We start from the raw sequence: 17,599 nt of genomic DNA, 5'->3' as shown, positions 1-17,599 counted from the left end.
CTACCAGAGACCCGGCACGTCGTCCATCGATGCGCCGATCAGCGAGATGCCGAGGACGACACCGAAGCACAGGGCCACGAGACCGCTGATGACCGCCAGCCACCCGCCCACCTTCGGGGTCGATCCGGTGCCGCGGATGCTCATGACGATGCCGATCACGAGGATCACGACGGCGACGACGAAGACGGCGAGCAGGGCGGCGAAGGGAGCGGGCATGGCCACAGTCCACCACACGACCCCGGTCATCCCAGCGTCGCTGTGCAGCTCACCCGAACCCGAGCACCATGCGGCCGGCCATCACGAGTGCGGGCACCAGCACTACGGTGCCGACGATCAGCAGCCCGACGCCCAGCGCGAGGAAGGGCCGCGACGTGGAGTCGTCGTGCCGGCGCGAGCCGATCACCAGCAGCACGATGCCGCCGGCGATCAGCAGCAGCGCGAGCCCGAGCATCGCGACGAACAGCAGGGTGAGCACACCGGAGGCCATAGCGCGAAGCTAGCCGGGGCCGTCGGCCGGATAGGCTGAAGGGCGTGCCCAGAACTGTCGTCTCGCCTCTGATAGCCCGCTCCTGGCTGCTCGTGCCGGCCTCCAAGCCCGAGCTGTTCGAGATCGCGCAGGAGAGCGAGGCCGACGCGATCATCATCGACATCGAGGATGCGGTCGCGGCGAAGGACAAGCAGCGGGCGCGCGCCGACACCGTCGAGTGGCTCTCCACCGGCCACCGCGCCTGGGTGCGCATCAACGATGCCGCGAGCGAGTTCTGGAGCACCGATCTCGCCGACCTGAAGGACGCCCCCGGCCTCGAGGGCGTCATGCTCGCCAAGACCGAATCGGCGAGCCACGTCGACGACACCGCCGACCGCCTGCCGGAGGGCATGCCGATCCTCGCGCTGGTCGAGACCGCACGCGGGGTGCTGCACGTCGAGCGCATCGCGAGCGCGCCGTCCACCTTCCGGCTCGCCTTCGGCACCGGCGACTTCAAGCGCGACACCGCCACCGGCGACGACCCCATCGCGCTCGCGTACGCGCGCTCGCAGCTCGTGATCGCCTCCCGTGCCGCCCGGCTGCCTGCGCCGATCGACGGCCCGACGCTGTCGATGGATGCGCTGGCCGACGGCACGAGGCTCTCGAAGGAGATGGGCATGTCGGGCAAGCTGTGCCTCACGCACACGCAGGCGGCCACGATCAACGCCGGCCTGGCGCCGAGCGCTGAGGAAGTGGCGTGGGCGCACGGCTTCGTGCGGGCGTTCGAGGAGTCGGGCGGCAAGATCACCGACGGCAGCGACCTGCCGCGCCTTGCGCGCGCGCAGAAGATCCAGACGCAGGCGCGCGACTTCGGCATCGAGGCCGACGCCGCGGCGCTGGGGGAGCTCAACTACTGACACGCGAGAGGGCGGGGCACCATCGCTGGTGCCCCGCCCTCGTCGCTGCTTCGGGAGATCAGCCGCGGAACGTGTCCTTGACGTCGTTCCCGGCGTCCTTCACGTGCTCGCCAGCCTGCTTGGCGTTGGCGACGGCCTGGTCCTTGTGGCCCTCCGCCTCCAGGCGCTCGTTGTCGGTGGCGTCGCCGATGCCCTCCTTGGCCTTGCCGACGCCTTCCTTGGCTGCGTTCGAGATCTTGTCGTCGAGACCCATGCCCAACCTCCTTGATCGATGGGAGCGATCGCTCCGGGGTACAGAACGTACGCCTCGATCCTGGATGCGCGCTCAGGAAGGGCGATGCGATCCCTCGGCACGGTCGCCGGGCTGCTCCACGATCCGCATCGACGAGGTCACGGGAGGGGCGTACGAACCGGGAGCCGACGCATCCGCTTCGAGCTGCGCCTGACGCGCACGCGCCTCCATGGCCTCCTCCATCGCCGACTTCTGGCGCAGCGGGGGTGCCTTGAAGAACAGCGCCAGCACGAACGCCACCGCGATGACGATGAGCGCCACCCAGAACGGCAGCAGCGTCGCGGTGTTGAAGCCGTCGAGGAAGGGCGCGGCCAAGCGGGGGTCGGCGGTGTTGAGGAACGAGGAGTCCTCGTTGAGCGCGCCGCCGATGCGCTCTGGCTGCTGCAGCACGTCGAGGATGCGCGCATTGTCGGGGTCGGCGAGCACGGCCGGATCCTGCGTGGCGGCGACGAGGTCGGCGCGCAGGCCGGGCTTGGTGAAGGCGTCCTCGAGGGTCTGCGGCAGCCGGGCGTACAGCAGTGAGAAGGCGACCGCGACGCCCGTGGTGCCGCCGAGCTGGCGGAAGAAGGTGGATGCGCTGGTCGCGACACCCATGTCCTTCGGCTGCACCGCGTTCTGGGAGGCGATCGTGAGGGTCTGCATGAGCTGGCCGAGGCCGAGACCGATGAACAGCTGCGCCAGCAGCAGCCCCCACAGTGGGCTGTCGTACTGCAGCGTCACCAGCAGCCCGTAGCCGATCGCCATCACGCCGAGGCCGACGACCGGGAACAGCCGATACCTGCCGGTGCGGCCGATGATCTGGCCGGAGCCGATCGACGCGATCATGAGGCCGAGGATCATCGGCAGCGTCGCGAGGCCTGCCTGGGTCGGATCCATGCCGTGCACGATCTGCAGCACGAAGGGGATGAGCATCATGGCGGCGAACATGCCGAAGCCGGTGAACACGCCCAGCAGCGTCGCCATCGAGAAGGTGCTGCTGCGGAACAGGTGCAGCGGGATGAGCGCGGCATCGCCCATGCGCGACTCGACCAGCACGAACAGCGAGATGCCGATGCCGCCGACGATGTAGCAGAGGATGGCGGCGGTCGAGCCCCAGCCCCACTCGCGGCCCTGCTCGGCCACCAGCAGCAGCGGCACGACGCCCACGACAAGCAGCGCTGCGCCCCACCAGTCGATCTTCACCCGCTCGTGATGCGCGGGCAGGTGGAGATACCGGAAGACCATCCAGACCGCGGCGATGCCGATCGGCAGGTTGAACAGGAACACCCAGCGCCAGCCCTCGAGGAAGAGGATCTGCTCGGTGCCGGCGAGCACGCCGCCGATCAGCGGGCCGAGGATGGACGAGACGCCGAAGACGGCGAGGAAGTAGCCCTGGTACTTGGCGCGCTCGCGCGGGCTGAGCACATCGCCCATGATCGTCAGCGGCAGCGACATCAGGCCGCCGGCGCCGAGGCCCTGCAGCGCGCGGAAGGCGGCGAGCTGCACCATGTCCTGCGCGAACGAGCACGCGATCGAGCCGATCAGGAACAGCACGATCGCGATGAGGAACAGCGGCCGGCGCCCGAAGATGTCGCTGAGCTTGCCGTAGATCGGCGTCGTGATCGTCGAGACGATCAGGAACGCGGTCACGACCCACACCTGCAGGTCGAGGCCCCCGAGGTCGTCGGCGATGGTGCGCATCGACGTGCCGACCACGGTCTGCGAGATCGACGACAGGAACATCGCGATCATCAGGCCGACCAGCACGAGGGTGATCTGGCGACGGGTCATGAGGGGGGCGGATGCGTCGGGCTGCGAGGGGCCGGCGGGGCGCGGTTCGCGCTGGGTCAAGTGGGTTCCGTTCTGGATCTGGTCGTTAGCCAAACGAATGACCTGCCAACACTACCCGACATCGCCGCCGCGCGCGAGCACGTGCTCGCGGGCGAGTGATGGCACGATGGAACGATGCGCAGACTGCTCGTGGCGATGGCCGCCGTCCTCATGCTGACCGGTTGCGCCGAGCCGGTCGCGCCCGAGCAGCCGGAGAGCCTCGCGCCCAGCGTCACCTCGCAGGCGCCGACGCCCGCGCCGAGCGCGACGCCCAGCAGCACGCCGACTCCGGAGCCGGTCACCACCGTCTCGCCGCCCGAGCCGGTGCCGGAGCCCGAGCCCGAGCCCGCGCCCGGCACCGACCAGCAGGGATCGCCGAGCGGCTTCGACGCCGGGCCGGCGAGCAGCGCGCAGGTGCTGGTGAACAAGCGCAACCCGTTGCAGCCGGCCGACCACGTGCCGCAGCTCGTGAGCGTCTCGATCGCCCAGGACGGCGACGAGAGGGTGCGGCCCGAGGCAGACGCCGCGCTGGCAGGGCTGTCGGACGCCATGCGAGCGGCGATCGGCGAGGGCGTGCACGTCTTCTCGTCCTACCGCAGCTACAGCACCCAGACGGGGCTGTACAACAACTACGTGGCGCAGTACGGCCAGGCCGAGGCCGACACGACGAGCGCGCGGCCCGGCCACAGCGAGCACCAGACCGGGCTCGCCGTCGACGTCATGGGCACCGGCGGGCAGTGCAGGCTCAACACCTGCTTCGGCGACACCGCCGCCGGCCGCTGGATCGCCGAGAACGCCTGGCAGCAGGGCTTCATCGTGCGGTACCCGCGCGGGCTCGAGGGCATCACCGGCTACGAGTGGGAGCCGTGGCACCTGCGCTTCGTCGGTGTCGACGCGGCCACCGCGATGCACGACCAGGGCATCGCCACCTACGAGGAGTTCCTGGGCGCGGGCAACGCGCCGAACTACGGCTGAGGCGTCGCCCGATACTCTGCCTGCATGGCGAAGATGGGCGGATTCAAGAGTGGCGGCTCACGCAGCGGCGGTGGCGGAGGCTTCCGCTCGAGCGGCGGCTCGCGCAGCTTCTTCGGTGGTGGCTCCCGCTCCGGCGGCGGTGGCTTCTTCGGCGGCTCGAGCAGCTCGCGCCGCTCGAGCGGATCGAGCAGCTGGAGCCGGGGCTCGAGCTCGGGCAGCTCGCACCGCAGCAGCGGCGGCGGAGCCCCGCGCACGGCCGGCGACTGGGGCATGACGCTCGTCGTCATCGTGATCCTGGTGGTCATCTACATCGCCATGGCCAACGCCTGATGCGGCAGCTCCGAGCATCGCGGCTCATGGTCGTCGCCGCGGTGGGTGCACTGCTGCTCACCGGCTGCCAGCAGGGAGCGCTCGACCCGACGGCCAGCGCCACCGACCCCGTGGCAGAGCCCAGCGCATCCGCCACCCCCACCCCGACGCCGGAGCCGGTGACCGTCTCGGTGAGCGCGATGGGCGACATCCTGCCGCACGACTCGGTGACGGCGGACGCGCTGCAGCCCGACGGCAGCTACGAGTACGGGCACTTCTGGGATGCGGCGCGGCCGATCTGGGCCGGCAGCGACCTCGTCTACTGCAACCAGGAGGCGCCCAGCGGCGGTGTCGAGATGGGGCTGACGTACTTCCCGGCGTTCAACGCGCCGGTGGAGTTCGCCGAGGGCATCGCCGACGCCGGCTGCAACACCATCGGGCTCGGCAACAACCACACCTTCGACCGCGGCCAGGAGGGCATCGACCGCACGCGCGAGGTGTGGGACGGGCTCGACCCGCTGCTGATCGCGGGCGCCTTCCGCTCGGCGGAGGAGCAGGCAGAGGTGCCGACCACCGAGATCGACGGCATGACGGTCGCGTTCCTCAGCTTCATCGACCTCTCCAACAACCCGACGAACGACTACGCGGTGACGTGGCTCACCGATCCGCTGGTCGAGCAGCAGATGGCCGAGGCGGAGGAGGCCGCCGACGCGACCATCGTCGCGGTGCATTGGGGCGATGAGTACTCGGGCACCGTGAACGACCGGCAGCGCGAGCAGGCGCAGCGGCTCGCTGACCTGGGCGCCGACGTCATCCTCGGCACCCACCCGCACGTGCTGCAGGAGGCGGAGTGGCTGACGCGCGAGGACGGCTCGCGCGCGTTCGTCTACTACTCCCTCGGCAACTCGGTGACGACGCAGATGGCGATCCCGCGGGTGGTGAGCGCCGTCGCGCAGTTCGAGCTCGTGGGGCTGCCCGGCGGTGAGGTCGAGGTGGTCGACCCCGCGGCCGTGCCGATCTACATGCACTTCGACCTGACGCCGGCGCAGTTCGCCAGCGGAGCCTGGGCCAACCGGCGCAACCTGCAGCTGCACCCGCTGGTCGATGCAGCCGAGCCGATCTCGCGGTCGGCCTGGCGGAACGAGCTGACGGTCGAGTCGGGCATGCAGCTGGTGGCGGATGCGCTCGGTCCCGACGTGCGCATCGTCACCGACTCGTTCGAGGATTGACCTCCGACCACGCCGCGCGCCGGCCCGACGACTCGCCGACCGGTGGAGTTGCCTGCGACCGGTGGTCCAGCCGCTCCACCGGTCGCGGTCTGCTCCACCGGTCAGTGGGCTGGCGGGCGGCGCGTCAGCAGGCGATCCTCGCGCTGCGCGCTCGGCGGCCCTCGCGACGGAGGCCCGCCGGGCCTCCGTCAACCAGCGAGGGCCGCATCGACGATCGCCTTTGCCTCGGCCTGCACCTCGCGCAGGTGGTCGGCGCCCACGAACGACTCGGCATAGATCTTGTAGACGTCCTCGGTGCCCGAGGGGCGGGCGGCGAACCAGGCGCGCTCGGTGACGACCTTCAGCCCGCCGATCGCGGCCCCGTTGCCGGGCGCCTCCGTCAGCTTCGCGGTGATCGGGTCGCCTGCCAGCGAGGTCGCCGTGACCGCATCGCCGGTGAGCTTGCCGAGCCGCGCCTTCTGCTCCCGTGTCGCCGGCGCATCCACCCGCTCGTACACGGGCGAGCCGAAGCGCTCGGTCAGCTCGCCGTAGAGCTGCGACGGCGACTTGCCCGTCACGGCGCGGATCTCCGACGCCAGCAGGCACAGCAGGATGCCGTCCTTGTCGGTCGTCCAGACGGTGCCGTCCTGTTGCAGGAAGGAGGCTCCGGCGCTCTCCTCGCCGCCGAAGCCGACCGAGCCGTCGAGCAGGCCGGGCACGAACCACTTGAAGCCCACCGGCACCTCCCAGAGCCGGCGACCCAACGCATCCGCCACCCGGTCGATCATCGAGGAGGAGACCAGCGTCTTGCCGATGGCCGCGTCGGCGCGCCAGCCCGGCCGGTGCGCATAGAGGTACTCGATCGCGACCGCGAGGAAGTGGTTCGGGTTCATCAGCCCGCCGTCGGGCGTGACGATGCCGTGCCGGTCGGCGTCGGCGTCGTTGCCGGTGAGGATGTCGAACTCGTCCTTGTGCGCGAGCACCGAGGCCATCGCGTTGGGGCTCGAGCAGTCCATGCGGATCTTCTCGTCCCAGTCGAGCGTCATGAACGACCAGGTGGCGTCGACGATCGGGTTCGTGACCGTCAGGTCGATGCCGTACCGGTCGGCGATGGCGCCGTAGTACTCGACCGCGGCGCCGCCCAGCGGGTCGGCGCCGATCTTGATGCCGGAAGCCTTGATCGCCTCGAAGTCGATGACGCGGCCGAGCGCCTGCACGTACTCCTCGCGGAAGTCATACAGCTCGACGCGGCTGTCGCTCGAGCCCTCCACGGCCACCCGCTTGACGCCCTCGAGGCCGCCCGCGATCAGCTCGTTCGCGCGCGTCGCGATCCAGCCGGTGGCGTCGGAGTCGGCCGGCCCGCCGTGCGGCGGGTTGTACTTGAAGCCGCCGTCGCGCGGCGGGTTGTGGCTCGGCGTGACCACGATGCCGTCGGCCTGGTCGCTGTTGCCACCGTCACTGGCGGATGCGTCCTGGTTGTGGTCGAGGATGGCGCGCGAGACGGCCGGTGTCGGCGTCACCGAGCCCCGCGCATCCGCCGTCACTCTGACCCCGTTCGCGACCAGCACCTCGAGCGCGGTGCGCTCGGCCGGCAGCGAGAGCGCGTGGGTGTCGCGGCCGATGAAGAGCGGCCCGGTGATGCCCTGGCCGGCGCGGTACTCGCAGATCGCCTGCGTGATCGCCAGGATGTGCGTCTCGTTGAAGGCGGTGTCGAAGGCGCTGCCGCGGTGCCCCGAGGTGCCGAACGCGACCGCCTGGTCGGGGTTCGTCACGTCGGGCACGAGCTCGAAGTACGCGCGCTCGAGGGCGGCGAGATCGATGAGGTCCTGGGGCTGGGCGACGGTGCCGGCTCTGCTCATGGCCCCATCCAAGCACTGGACACCGCGACGCGTGCTGAGATGTGCACGCGAGCGCGGGTCGACCCCTGACGCGGCCCGGAATCAGCGGTCTGCACGGGACCTGCGCGTGCACATCTCAGCGCCGCGGGGCTGCGCGAACGCGCGGATGCGGGCGAGAATTAGGCTGAGGGCATGAGCCAGCCGCGCGTCGTCACCTTCCTCGGCCCTCGCGGCACCTTCACCGAGGCGGCGCTCGAGCAGGTGCCGGGGCTCGAAGACGCCGAGCGGGTGCCGGTCGCGAACGTCGCCGAGGCGCTCACCGCCGTCGCCGAGGGCCGCAGCGATGCCGCGATGATCGCGATCGAGAACTCCATCGAGGGCGGCGTCACGGCCGCGCAGGACGCGCTCGCGGCCATCCCGGGCCTGCGCATCCTCTCTGAGCACGTGGTGAGCGTGAACTTCTCGCTCGTCGCCCCCGCCGGCACGCGCCTCGAGGACATCACGGTGATCGCCGCGCACCCGGTCGCGTGGGCGCAGTGCACCGGCTGGCTGCAGCGCGAGCTGCCCGGCCGCGCCCACCTGCCCGCCGCCTCCAACGTCACTGCCGCCGCCGAGCTGGGCAATGGCGGCGCTGCCCAGGCGGCGCTCTCCACCCCCACGATCGGCAACTGGGTCGACGGCCTCGAGGTGCTCGCCGACCGCATCGGCGACAACGCGGATGCGGTGACCCGGTTCCTGTTCGTCGGTCGCGCGGGCGCTCCGGGCGAGCCCACCGGCGCCGACAAGACCAGCCTCGTGGTCGAGCTGCCCAGCGACGAGGCGGGCATGCTGCTCGACATGCTCGAGCAGTTCGCGACCCGCGGCGTCAACCTCTCGCTCATCCAGTCGCGACCCATCGGCGACCGACTCGGCCGCTACCGCTTCGTGATGGATGCGAGCGGGCACATCCGCGACGAACGGGTGGCGGATGCGCTGCTGGGCCTCAAGCGCTTCTCACCGAAGGTGACGTTCCTGGGTTCGTACCCGCGCGCCGACGGCCAGCGCAGCGAGGTCGAGCGCCGCTACACCGACGCCTCGTTCGAGGACGCCCGCGACTGGCTGCGCGGTCTGCTGGCGGGCGAGCCCGAGCAGTAGCCCTCGCGACCAGGTGGCCTCGCACGGCTGGCCAGGAGCCGTAGCCCGCCTGAGCGGCGTCAGACGGCTGGGCCCCGCCCGACGCGCTTCTTCGGCACCCGCACCCTGAGCGCGTCCTCGCGGATGGTCGCGCGCAGCGCGATCGCCTCGCCGACCACGTCGCCGTCGACCTGCACGGCGCGCGGCTCGAGTAGCCGCGCGACGGTCACCTTCGCCTGCCCGTAGCCGAGCGCGGCGCCCGTGCGCTGCTTGCCCAGGTGGCCCCTGCGCCGCAGCAGCTTCGTCACCAGCAGGTTGTTGCGGGTGATGTAGCCGGCCACCTGCAGCCAGCCGCGCGCGCCGCGCGGGCGGATGAGCGCGATGTCGAGCAGGCCGTCGTCGATGGCCGCGTCGGGCAGCAGCACGATGCCGTTCGTGACCGTGCCGCAGTTGCCGATCACCATGGTGTTGACCGTCTGCCGCACCGTGCGCGCACCGTCCAGGCGCACCTGCACGCGCACCTTGTCGAGCGAGGCGATCACGCGCCCCGCCGCATCCACGTAGGCGAGCCAGCCGACCTTCTTCTTCAGCTCCTCGTCGGTCGCCTCGATCATCTCGGCGTCGAGCCCGAACCCGACCATCACCGCGAAGGCGTGCCGCGAGCGCTCGCCGCTCGGCGACTCGAGCTCGAGCTCGCCCAGGTCGATCTCGCGCTCCTCGTCGCCGAACGCCGTGCGCATGGCGGTGCGCAGGCTCGTCACGTCGATGCCGAGGTTGCGGGCGAGCAGGTTGCCGGTGCCGGCGGGGATGATGGCGAGCGGCACGCTCGTGCCGGTGATCAGGTCTGCCGCGATGCGCACCGTGCCGTCGCCGCCGGCGACGATGAGCAGGTCGATGTCGGCCTCCAGCGCCTCGCGCACCGCCGCCGCACCACCGTCGTCGGGGTCGGTCTCGAACCAGGCCGGCTCCGACCACTCGAGCGGCTGCGCCGTCTCGACCTGCGGCGCGAGCTCCTCGCGCGACAGCTTGACCGGATTGAAGACGACGCCTGCTCGCATGGGGGAACCGTACCCCGCGCAGCCCGGCGCTGACTCCGAGCAGCCTGGAACGGCATCCGCCTCACCGCTCGTAGACTGGTGCCGTGATCGATCCTCAGCTGCTGCGTGACCAGCCCGACCTCGTCAAGGCCAGCCAGGAGCGCCGCGGCGACCCGGTGTCGCACGTCGACGAGGCGCTCGCCGCAGAGGCCGCCCGCCGCGCCGCCATCACCGAGTACGAGGGCCTCCGCGCCGAGCAGAACGCGCACGCCAAGCTCGTGGGCAAGGCGTCGAAGGAGGAGCGCCCGGCGCTCATCGAGCAGGGCAGGGCGCTCGCCGGCGGCGTGAAGGATGCGCAGGCCCGCGTGACCGACGCCGAGGCCGCCTTCGACGCATCCGTCTCGAGAATCGGCAACCTCGTGCACCCCGAGGTGCCCGCCGGCGGCGAGGAGAACTTCGTCACCCTGGCGACCCACGGCGAGCAGCGCTCGTTCGACTTCGAGGCACGCGACCACGTCGAGCTGGGGGAGAGCCTCAAGGCGTTCGACCTGCAGCGCGGTGCGAAGGTCTCGGGCACCCGCTTCTACTACCTCACCGGCATCGGCATGCGGCTCGAGCTCGCGCTGATGACGATGGGGCTCGACCACGTGCTCGCCGACGGCTTCACGCCGCTGGTGACGCCCACGCTCGTGCGCCCCGAGATCATGCAGGGCACCGGCTTCCTGGGCGAGCACGCGGCCGAGGTCTACCACCTGCCCGCCGACGACCTCTACCTGACCGGCACGAGCGAGGTGGCGCTCGCGGGCTTCCACGCCGACGAGATCGTCGACCTCGAGCAGCCGCTGCGCTACGCCGGCTGGTCGACCTGCTACCGCCGCGAGGCGGGCAGCGCCGGCCGCGACACCCGCGGCATCCTGCGCGTGCACCAGTTCAATAAGCTCGAGATGTTCTCGTACGTCTTGCCCGAGGAGGCCGAGGCGGAGCACGACCGGCTGCGAGCCCTGCAGGAGCGCATGCTGCAGGCCTGCGAGCTCGACTACCGCGTCATCGACGTGGCCGCCGGTGACCTGGGCTCGAGCGCGGCCCGCAAGTTCGACATCGAGGCGTGGATCCCCTCGCAGCAGCAGTACCGCGAGCTCACCTCCACCTCGAACTGCACCACCTTCCAGTCGCGCCGCCTCGCCACCCGCTACCGCACCGACAGCGGCAGGACGGCACCGGTCGCGACCCTCAACGGCACCGCCGCGACCACCCGCTGGATCGTCGCGCTGCTCGAGACGCACCAGCAGGCAGACGGCTCGGTGCGCGTGCCGGCGGCGCTGCAGCCCTACCTGGGCGGCCTCGAGCTGATCGAGCCGGTCGTATGAGCGAGCGCCTGCTCATCGGCCTCGACATCGACGGCACCCTCGTGCACGAGGACGACTCGATGTCGCCGAGGGTCGCGGATGCGGTGCGTGCGGTCGTCGACGCCGGTCACGCCGTCGTGCTGGCGACGGGCCGCTCGCAGCCGACCACCGAGTCGACCGCCGAGCGCCTCGGCATCGAGCCCAGCCACCTGGTGTCGGCGAACGGCGCGCTCGTGCTCGAGCGCCGCGGCGACGCCTACGAGACGATCCATGTCGAGACCTTCGACCCCGCGCCGGCGCTGCGCACGATCGCCGCGGGGTTGCCGACCGGCTCGTTCATGGTCGAGGACGCCACCGGGCACCGCCGCTACACGAACGGCATGATCGACTGGAGTCTCGACAACGCCGAGCAGGTCGAGTTCGAGCAGCTGTTCGAGACGCCGGCGATGCGCGTCGTGGTGATGAGCCCCGACCACCACGTCGACGACTTCCTCGAGATCGTCGAGTCGATGGGGCTGCACAAGGTCTCCTACGCGATCGGCTACTCGTCGTGGCTCGACATCGCGCCCGACGGCGTCAACAAGGCGACGGGCCTCGAGCGGGTCGCCGCGCTGCTCGACATCCCGCGCAGCCGGGTGCTGGTGGTCGGCGACGGCCGCAACGACATCGACATGTTCCAGTGGGCGATCGCCGGTCAGGGGCGCGCGGTCGCGATGGGCCAGGCGCCCGTCGAGGTCAAGGCGGCCGCCAGCGAGGTCACCGCCACCGTCGGCGGCGACGGCCTGGCGCTCGTGCTCGAGGCGCTGCTGCGCGACTGAGCCCGGCCGGCGGCGCCCGGCCGCGCCGTCTCCCACAGCGGGCCACCAGCGTCGCCGTAGCCGACGCATCCGCCGGGACCGTACAATCTCCCGAGGCCCGATTGCGTCCCAGTCGCTCGCGGGCCGACTGGAGGGCTGTCCGAGCGGCCGATGGAGCCGGTCTTGAAAACCGGTGGGCAGCAATGCCTCGTGGGTTCGAATCCCACGCCCTCCGCACCGGGTTTCGCGATCGCAGAAGGGGTGCCATGGCTGAGCAGCGCGTGTCGCGCGTCGACACCTCGTCGATGTCGCCCCGCCACGGGCGGCTGCGCCGGCACTCAGGGCTCGCGCACGTCTTCCGCTGGGCGGCGCTGAGCGTCGCCGTGCTGCTGGTCGCGGGCATCGGTGTCGTCGGCGTCTCGGCGCTGCGGTTCTCGACCGGGCTGCAGACCGTCGACCTGGGCGCCGAGGTGCCCCCGGCGCAGGCCGGCTTCGCCCCGTACGAGGGCGGCTTCACGATCCTGCTGGTCGGCTCCGACCAGCGCACCGGTCAGGGCGCCGAGTTCGGCGAGAGCTCGTACGGCGAGGGGATGCTGAACGACGTCACGATGCTGATGCACGTGAGCGACGACCACAGCCAGGCGCGCGTGGTGTCCTTCCCGCGCGACCTCATCGTCGACTTCCCGGCTTGTGAGGACCCGGAGACGGGCATCACGCAGCCGGCGGCCGACGACGTGCAGTTCAATCAGGCGCTCTCCCGCGGCGGCCTCTCGTGCGTGGCGACGCTGGTCTCCGCCATGACCGGCATCGAGGTGCCCTACGCCGCCATGATCACCTTCCAGGGGGTCATCAGCATGTCGAGCGCCGTAGGCGGCGTGCCGGTGTGCTTCGCCGGGCCGATCGACGACCCGTGGACGGGGCTCGAGATCCCCGCGGCGGGCACCTACGACCTCGAGGGCGAGCAGGCGCTGCAGTTCCTGCGCTCGCGCCACGGCGTCGGCGACGGCTCCGACCTCGCGCGCATCTCCTCGCAGCAGGTGTTCCTCTCGTCGCTCGTGCGCACCCTGCAGTCGGATGCGGTGCTCACCGACTTCACCAAGCTCTACGGCATCTCGCAGGTCGCGCTCGAGAACATGACGCTCTCCTCCGGCCTGGGCAACGTGGGCACGATGGTGTCGATGGCGCGCGTGCTCGCCGACATCCCGCTCGAGACCATGCAGTTCGTGCTCTACCCGAACTTCCTCGAGGGCAACCGCGTCTACCCGGACGAGGAGGCCGCGGACGAGCTGATGCGACGCATCCGCCTCGACCTGCCGATCTCTCTGGGGGAGGACTCGCTCGGCATCGGCTCGACCGACGAGACGCCCACGCCGACGCCCGAGCCGGGCGAGCTCGGCGGCGAGACGCCGGTCGCCACCGAGACACCGGCGACGTCCGAGACGCCGGGCGCGACGCCGACGCCGACGGAGACCACCGGCCTCGAGGGCGTCGTCGGCCAGGATGCGTCGCAGCAGTCGTGCGTCGTGCCGTACGGCAGCTGACCGCTCGCTCCTGCCCGCCGGTCGAGGAGACGTCGCAGGCGTCGTATCGAGACCGCCCCCGCCTTTGCTAGACTTGCCGCTGGCCTGCTCTCGGCGGGCCGAGGAGACGTCGCATAGTCCGGCCTAGTGCACCACCCTGCTAAGGTGGAGACCCCAATAGGGGTCCGAGGGTTCAAATCCCTCCGTCTCCACCAGGCCTGAGGCCCCGAGATCCACGACGGATGCGGGGCCTTCGTCGTGCACGCCGTCGGCCGGTGCGCGCGCGGCGTCCGAAGCCGCGTCGCGCGGCCGGCGGTCACTCCGGGATGACGGCGTTCGGGTTGGCTGCGCGCATGAGCGCCACCGCGTCGGCTCGGCGCTGCTCCGCATCGGTGCGCAGGTCTTCGGCGGCGGCCTCCGCGGCCGAGAGCGCGGAGGCGCGCGACTCGAGATCGCCGCGGAAGCGCTCGAGCTCGTCGTGCCGGTAGGTCAGCGATGCCTCCCAGCTCATCGTGATGGGCTCGGCGCCTTCCGGCTGCAGCGTGACCTCCCAGCGCGCCCGCTCCTCGAGTGGCGTGGCATTGAAGCGCTCCAGGTCGGCGCTGTAGGCGGCGAGCGCCGCCTCGTAGCCGCCCCGGTCGGCCTCCAGCTGCGCGCGGTCGCGCGCTGTCTGCGACTCCTGTGCCGCAGCGCTCGCGATGGCCGCCTCCGCCGCCGCGATCGTCTCCTCGACCACGCTCGCGGCGCGGCGGTGGGTGTCGACCAGCGCCGAGCGGTCGGTGAAGAGCCGCGCATAGACGTCCTCGAGCTGCGCGGGGAAACCGCTCTGGAGCGTGATCTGCGAGCCCAAGTAGGCGAACTGCTCGTTGGCGCGCGTGGAGGCGTCGCCGTCGGTCGAGCGCTCGATCTGCTCGAGCACCGGGTCGTCGGAGGGCACGCTGGCGGCGGCCTCTGCGACCAGCCCGTCCACGGTCGCCCGATCCAGCAGGCTGAGTCGCGCATAGGCGGCGTGCAGCAGCTCGTGCGCCGCGACCGTCACCATCGACTCCGCGAGCCGCTCGTCGCCCGGGCGGAAGACGAAGATGCGATCGGCATCGCGGTGCTGCCCGCCGACGAAGCATCCGCCGGTGAACCAGCCCTCCGCACCCGCGTCGACCGCATCGGCGCACGCCGTCTCGATCGCTTCCGCATCCGCGAGCGTCGGCTGGGTGGCGTAGAACGTCGTGCGGCCCTCGGCGGTGAGGAACATGCGGTCTGCGAGCTCGACCACCTCCGCGTCCGGCAGCGGCAGGGCGGCAGCAGTGGGGGTCGCCGGCACGACGGCCGCTGGGCTCGGGTAGGTCTCGAGCTGCAGCGGCGGCTGCCCGACGCACGCCGTCAGCCCGAGCGCACCGGCGAGCGTGCCGGCGATGGTGATCGCGGTTCGGGCCGCGCGCCGACCGAGGCGTCGAGGCGTCGACGAGGGGCGCTGCTCGACCAAGGTCATCGGCTGCTCCGAGGTGCTAGGGCATGGTCCATCGGCGATCGCGCGAGGCCTCAGCAGGCTACCGGAGCGGCCTCGCAGAACTTTTTCAGCGGAGCACCGCAATCACCCGCTACGCTGAGGAGGGTGCAGAGCGGATCTTGCTCTGCGCTTTTGAACGCAGCTACGGCTGCATTGCATTGATTGAAGGAAATATGGCAACCGGCACCGTCAAGTGGTTCGACTCCGGCAAGGGCTTCGGCTTCATCGCTCCGGACGACGGCGGCAAGGATCTGTTCGCTCACTACAGCCAGATCCAGTCCAACGGCTTCAAGACCCTCGAAGAGGCTCAGGCAGTCGAGTTCGAGATCGTCGAGGGCACCAAGGGCCCGCAGGCAGCGGACATCCGCCCCCTGTGAGCCTGGTCGCGCCGTTCGCGGCGCGACTCGATTCGCGCTGACGGCCAGGGATCATGTAAACTGATCCCTGGCCGTTCGGCCATGTTGCGCCCGTAGCTCAACGGATAGAGCATCTGACTACGGATCAGAAGGTTGGGGGTTCGAATCCCTCCGGGCGCGCACTGTGTTGAGACAGTAATGAAGGCCACTTGCGAGAGCAGGTGGCCTTCTTGGTTTCCTCACGGGGCCGACACTGGCCACGCTCGGCGCCAGTGAGGCGCGCTGTCTGGTCCGTGCCAGGGCTTGGTCAACTCGGAGTAAGGCCGGCGTCGCTGCGGCGTCTCGCGGCGCAGCTGGGGCCGAGCGCGGTGTGGCGTGGTGATGAGCCCCCGCAAGCTCCGTCGTGTCGGCGAATCGCAGGGGCAAGGGTGCTACCCGATGTCACGGGCGGGTGTCCCTGACGGCGACCTCGGCAGGGTCCGGCTCGGGCAGGGTTGGGAGGCAGCCGTCGGGGTGCACCGTCCGCCCGATCCGGGTCGAGATGTCGCGCAACTGCCGTAGCTGTGCCTTTGTGAGGGGGTCGAAGACCGCACGGCGCACCTCCTCGACGTGCGCTGGTGCGGTGGCGACGACTTTGTCCCAGCCGGCGTCGGTGAGCACTGCGAGCGTGTACCGTCCATTTTCCGGGTCTGGCCGACGGATGATCCAGCCCCGCTTGTTCAGTCGGTCGACGGTGCGGGACAGTCTGGTGAGAGACCCGTTGGCCAGCGCCGCGAGCTCGCTCATGCGTCGGGTGTGCTGCGGAGACATCGACAGCATCGACATGACCTGGTACTCGAAGAAGCTGATCCCGGCGTCACGCTGCAGCTGGGCGTCGAGGGCGTCCGGCAGCGAGGTGACCATCGTGCCGAAGGTGAACCAGATCTCAGTCTCCTCGCGCCCGAGCCACCGCGGTTCTGCCTTCTCTTCCACGGCTCCTCCTCTTTCAACCTGGATTCCTTGACGGCTAGACAGTTGACACGGCAAGTCAACCACGTCTAACGTCACTTGCGTAGTCAAGTGATGAAACGGTGACGCTGCGGCCCGATCGCGCGAGCGGTTCCGCCTCGCCGTCACCGGTGCACTTCCCGCCAACATGATCGGAGTTCTGCCGTGCGCGCCGTCCATATCCCCACCGTCGGGGACCAGCCCCAGCTCGGTGAGCTTTCCAAGCCCACCGTGATTGAGGGAACCGTGCTCGTCCGGGTCAAGGCCGCGGGCCTGAACCCGATCGACAACGCGATCACCGCTGGCTTGGTGGCCCAGATGGGCGTGCCGCACGAGTACCCGCTCGTGCTCGGCCGTGACGCGGCAGGTATCGTGGAGGCCGTCGGCGCAGATGTCGACAACATCGCGGTGGGCGATGAGGTCATCGGGCATGTGCTGCTTGCCCCTCCGGTCTCTGCTGGCACGCTGGCGGAGTACGTGCTCCTGCCCTTGGCAGCGGTGACGCACAAGCCCGCGGAGCTGGACTTCGCCGCCGCTGCCGCCTTGCCGCTGGCCGGCGGTGCCGCCGTCGCATGTGTCGAGGCCATCGACCCGCGGCCGGGTCAGACGGTGCTGGTCAACGGCGCGTCCGGCGGGGTGGGCTCCTTCGCCGTGCAGCTGCTGGCGGCCCGCGGCGCCAGAGTCGTGGCTACTGGCGCCCCCACCGATGTCGACCGGCTCACCGCCCTCGGAGCAGCCCTGGTCGTCGACTTCACTGCCGGGCGTGTCGCCGAGCAGGTGCTGGCCGCTCACCCAGACGGCGTCGACGCTCTGGTGAACCTCGCCGGGTTCGCGCCCGACGCCGTCCCCGCTGCGGCGGTCCGCGCCGGTGGGATTATTGCCAGCACCACGGTGCTGCCGGATCAGGCGGATCTGGACGCCGCCAGCCTGACCGGCGTCAGCGTCATGGCGGCGCCCACCAGAGGTGTCATCGCTCCGCTCGCCGAGCAGGCAGCAGCAGGCGACCTCGAGATCGCCGTCGCCTCCGTTCTGCCCCTCGAACGAGCCATCGACGGCCTGGCCGGCCTCGCCGCCGGTTCGGCCACCGGCAAGGTCGTCGTCACCCTCGACGACTGACCGACGCTC

General features: G+C 70.8%; 18 protein-coding genes and 3 tRNA genes. 13 read left to right on the top strand and 8 right to left on the bottom strand.

What is annotated here, in order from left to right; genetic code table 11:
• Complete coding sequence (locus J1M46_RS09275) at positions 1 to 216, bottom strand: hypothetical protein (RefSeq protein ID WP_206447538.1); 216 nt, start codon at positions 214 to 216, stop codon at positions 1 to 3.
• A gap of 49 nt (positions 217 to 265) precedes the next feature.
• On the bottom strand, positions 266 to 487 hold the full coding sequence (locus J1M46_RS09270; protein WP_206447537.1) for a hypothetical protein: 222 nt from the start codon (positions 485 to 487) through the stop codon (positions 266 to 268).
• Positions 488 to 531: 44 nt separating this feature from the next.
• Here J1M46_RS09270 and J1M46_RS09265 point away from each other — a divergent pair, with 44 nt between their 5' ends.
• Positions 532 to 1,383 (top strand): HpcH/HpaI aldolase/citrate lyase family protein, encoded by an 852-nt coding sequence (locus J1M46_RS09265; protein ID WP_342384335.1) that lies wholly within the window; start codon positions 532 to 534, stop codon positions 1,381 to 1,383.
• Between the two features lie 58 nt (positions 1,384 to 1,441).
• Here J1M46_RS09265 and J1M46_RS09260 read toward each other — a convergent pair whose 3' ends face one another.
• A complete protein-coding gene (locus J1M46_RS09260; protein ID WP_206447536.1) occupies positions 1,442 to 1,636 on the bottom strand; it encodes a CsbD family protein in 195 nt (64 codons plus the stop codon).
• Between the two features lie 72 nt (positions 1,637 to 1,708).
• Positions 1,709 to 3,445: an MDR family MFS transporter gene (locus J1M46_RS09255; RefSeq protein WP_206448666.1), complete on the bottom strand. Its 1,737-nt coding sequence runs from the start codon at positions 3,443 to 3,445 to the stop codon at positions 1,709 to 1,711.
• A 174-nt stretch (positions 3,446 to 3,619) separates the two neighbouring features.
• Here J1M46_RS09255 and J1M46_RS09250 point away from each other — a divergent pair, with 174 nt between their 5' ends.
• Genes J1M46_RS09250 through J1M46_RS09240 form a run of 3 tightly spaced genes read left to right on the top strand, consistent with a single transcriptional unit; the run spans position 3,620 to position 5,997 of the window.
• The gene (locus tag J1M46_RS09250) at positions 3,620 to 4,459 is read left to right on the top strand and encodes a M15 family metallopeptidase (RefSeq protein ID WP_206447535.1); all 840 of its coding nucleotides are present in this window, start codon (positions 3,620 to 3,622) and stop codon (positions 4,457 to 4,459) included.
• A gap of 24 nt (positions 4,460 to 4,483) precedes the next feature.
• Positions 4,484 to 4,789 (top strand): hypothetical protein, encoded by a 306-nt coding sequence (locus J1M46_RS09245; RefSeq protein WP_206447534.1) that lies wholly within the window; start codon positions 4,484 to 4,486, stop codon positions 4,787 to 4,789.
• Positions 4,789 to 5,997 carry a CapA family protein gene (locus tag J1M46_RS09240; protein WP_206447533.1) on the top strand — a complete coding sequence of 403 codons (1,209 nt, stop codon included), beginning with the start codon at positions 4,789 to 4,791 and terminating at the stop codon, positions 5,995 to 5,997. Before J1M46_RS09245 ends, J1M46_RS09240 begins: the two co-directional genes overlap by 1 nt.
• Positions 5,998 to 6,185: 188 nt before the next feature.
• Here J1M46_RS09240 and pgm read toward each other — a convergent pair whose 3' ends face one another.
• A complete protein-coding gene (pgm, locus tag J1M46_RS09235; protein WP_206447532.1) occupies positions 6,186 to 7,835 on the bottom strand; it encodes a phosphoglucomutase (alpha-D-glucose-1,6-bisphosphate-dependent) in 1,650 nt (549 codons plus the stop codon).
• Positions 7,836 to 8,006: 171 nt separating this feature from the next.
• On the opposite strand from pgm, the gene pheA reads away from it, so the two are divergent.
• On the top strand, positions 8,007 to 8,948 hold the full coding sequence (gene pheA / locus J1M46_RS09230; RefSeq protein ID WP_206447531.1) for a prephenate dehydratase: 942 nt from the start codon (positions 8,007 to 8,009) through the stop codon (positions 8,946 to 8,948).
• Positions 8,949 to 9,007: 59 nt separating this feature from the next.
• Here pheA and J1M46_RS09225 read toward each other — a convergent pair whose 3' ends face one another.
• Positions 9,008 to 9,985 carry a diacylglycerol/lipid kinase family protein gene (locus J1M46_RS09225; RefSeq protein WP_206447530.1) on the bottom strand — a complete coding sequence of 326 codons (978 nt, stop codon included), beginning with the start codon at positions 9,983 to 9,985 and terminating at the stop codon, positions 9,008 to 9,010.
• An 83-nt stretch (positions 9,986 to 10,068) separates the two neighbouring features.
• Between J1M46_RS09225 and serS the strand changes: the two genes are divergently transcribed.
• From serS to J1M46_RS09200, 5 genes are all read left to right on the top strand, one after another.
• On the top strand, positions 10,069 to 11,331 hold the full coding sequence (serS, locus tag J1M46_RS09220) for a serine--tRNA ligase (protein WP_206447529.1): 1,263 nt from the start codon (positions 10,069 to 10,071) through the stop codon (positions 11,329 to 11,331).
• Positions 11,328 to 12,128 carry an HAD family hydrolase gene (locus J1M46_RS09215; protein WP_206447528.1) on the top strand — a complete coding sequence of 267 codons (801 nt, stop codon included), beginning with the start codon at positions 11,328 to 11,330 and terminating at the stop codon, positions 12,126 to 12,128. The genes serS and J1M46_RS09215 overlap by 4 nt, the downstream gene beginning before the upstream one ends.
• Positions 12,129 to 12,257: 129 nt before the next feature.
• Positions 12,258 to 12,342 (top strand) — tRNA-Ser (locus tag J1M46_RS09210).
• 31 nt (positions 12,343 to 12,373) lie between these two features.
• Complete coding sequence (locus J1M46_RS09205) at positions 12,374 to 13,648, top strand: LCP family protein (protein ID WP_206447527.1); 1,275 nt, start codon at positions 12,374 to 12,376, stop codon at positions 13,646 to 13,648.
• 102 nt (positions 13,649 to 13,750) lie between these two features.
• A tRNA-Ser gene (locus tag J1M46_RS09200) sits at positions 13,751 to 13,842 on the top strand.
• Positions 13,843 to 13,943: 101 nt separating this feature from the next.
• Here J1M46_RS09200 and J1M46_RS09195 read toward each other — a convergent pair.
• Entirely contained in the window at positions 13,944 to 15,113 is a 1,170-nt protein-coding gene (locus J1M46_RS09195; protein WP_206447526.1) for a hypothetical protein, read from the bottom strand.
• Between the two features lie 191 nt (positions 15,114 to 15,304).
• Between J1M46_RS09195 and J1M46_RS09190 the strand changes: the two genes are divergently transcribed.
• Both J1M46_RS09190 and J1M46_RS09185 read left to right on the top strand, forming a co-directional pair.
• Positions 15,305 to 15,508, top strand: coding sequence for a cold-shock protein (locus tag J1M46_RS09190; RefSeq protein WP_072314408.1), 204 nt, complete (start codon positions 15,305 to 15,307; stop codon positions 15,506 to 15,508).
• Between the two features lie 86 nt (positions 15,509 to 15,594).
• Positions 15,595 to 15,667: transfer RNA gene (locus J1M46_RS09185), tRNA-Arg, on the top strand.
• Between the two features lie 261 nt (positions 15,668 to 15,928).
• Here J1M46_RS09185 and J1M46_RS09180 read toward each other — a convergent pair.
• Positions 15,929 to 16,390, bottom strand: coding sequence for a MarR family winged helix-turn-helix transcriptional regulator (locus J1M46_RS09180; protein WP_206447525.1), 462 nt, complete (start codon positions 16,388 to 16,390; stop codon positions 15,929 to 15,931).
• 315 nt (positions 16,391 to 16,705) lie between these two features.
• Here J1M46_RS09180 and J1M46_RS09175 point away from each other — a divergent pair, with 315 nt between their 5' ends.
• Positions 16,706 to 17,590 carry an alcohol dehydrogenase catalytic domain-containing protein gene (locus J1M46_RS09175; protein ID WP_206447524.1) on the top strand — a complete coding sequence of 295 codons (885 nt, stop codon included), beginning with the start codon at positions 16,706 to 16,708 and terminating at the stop codon, positions 17,588 to 17,590.
• The last annotated feature ends 9 nt before the right edge of the window (positions 17,591 to 17,599 follow it).

Origin of the sequence: Agrococcus sp. KRD186, assembly GCF_017168255.1 — a bacterium.
Taxonomy (GTDB): Bacteria; Actinomycetota; Actinomycetes; order Actinomycetales; family Microbacteriaceae; genus Agrococcus.
The sequence above is the reverse complement of the archived record's forward strand: the minus strand, read 5'-3'. Positions and strand labels throughout refer to the sequence as shown.

Excerpts from the sequence above, each read along its gene's own strand:
- J1M46_RS09275 (WP_206447538.1), bottom strand. The coding sequence starts at position 216 with ATGCCCGCTCCCTTCGCCGCCCTGCTCGCCGTCTTCGTCGTCGCCGTC.
- J1M46_RS09270 (WP_206447537.1), bottom strand. The coding sequence starts at position 487 with ATGGCCTCCGGTGTGCTCACCCTGCTGTTCGTCGCGATGCTCGGGCTC.
- J1M46_RS09260 (WP_206447536.1), bottom strand. The coding sequence starts at position 1,636 with ATGGGTCTCGACGACAAGATCTCGAACGCAGCCAAGGAAGGCGTCGGC.
- J1M46_RS09255 (WP_206448666.1), bottom strand. The coding sequence starts at position 3,445 with ATGACCCGTCGCCAGATCACCCTCGTGCTGGTCGGCCTGATGATCGCG.
- J1M46_RS09250 (WP_206447535.1), top strand. The coding sequence starts at position 3,620 with ATGCGCAGACTGCTCGTGGCGATGGCCGCCGTCCTCATGCTGACCGGT.
- J1M46_RS09245 (WP_206447534.1), top strand. The coding sequence starts at position 4,484 with ATGGCGAAGATGGGCGGATTCAAGAGTGGCGGCTCACGCAGCGGCGGT.
- J1M46_RS09240 (WP_206447533.1), top strand. The coding sequence starts at position 4,789 with ATGCGGCAGCTCCGAGCATCGCGGCTCATGGTCGTCGCCGCGGTGGGT.
- pgm (WP_206447532.1), bottom strand. The coding sequence starts at position 7,835 with ATGAGCAGAGCCGGCACCGTCGCCCAGCCCCAGGACCTCATCGATCTC.
- pheA (WP_206447531.1), top strand. The coding sequence starts at position 8,007 with ATGAGCCAGCCGCGCGTCGTCACCTTCCTCGGCCCTCGCGGCACCTTC.
- J1M46_RS09225 (WP_206447530.1), bottom strand. The coding sequence starts at position 9,985 with ATGCGAGCAGGCGTCGTCTTCAATCCGGTCAAGCTGTCGCGCGAGGAG.
- J1M46_RS09215 (WP_206447528.1), top strand. The coding sequence starts at position 11,328 with ATGAGCGAGCGCCTGCTCATCGGCCTCGACATCGACGGCACCCTCGTG.
- J1M46_RS09205 (WP_206447527.1), top strand. The coding sequence starts at position 12,374 with ATGGCTGAGCAGCGCGTGTCGCGCGTCGACACCTCGTCGATGTCGCCC.
- J1M46_RS09195 (WP_206447526.1), bottom strand. The coding sequence starts at position 15,113 with ATGACCTTGGTCGAGCAGCGCCCCTCGTCGACGCCTCGACGCCTCGGT.
- J1M46_RS09190 (WP_072314408.1), top strand. The coding sequence starts at position 15,305 with ATGGCAACCGGCACCGTCAAGTGGTTCGACTCCGGCAAGGGCTTCGGC.
- J1M46_RS09180 (WP_206447525.1), bottom strand. The coding sequence starts at position 16,390 with ATGGTCACCTCGCTGCCGGACGCCCTCGACGCCCAGCTGCAGCGTGAC.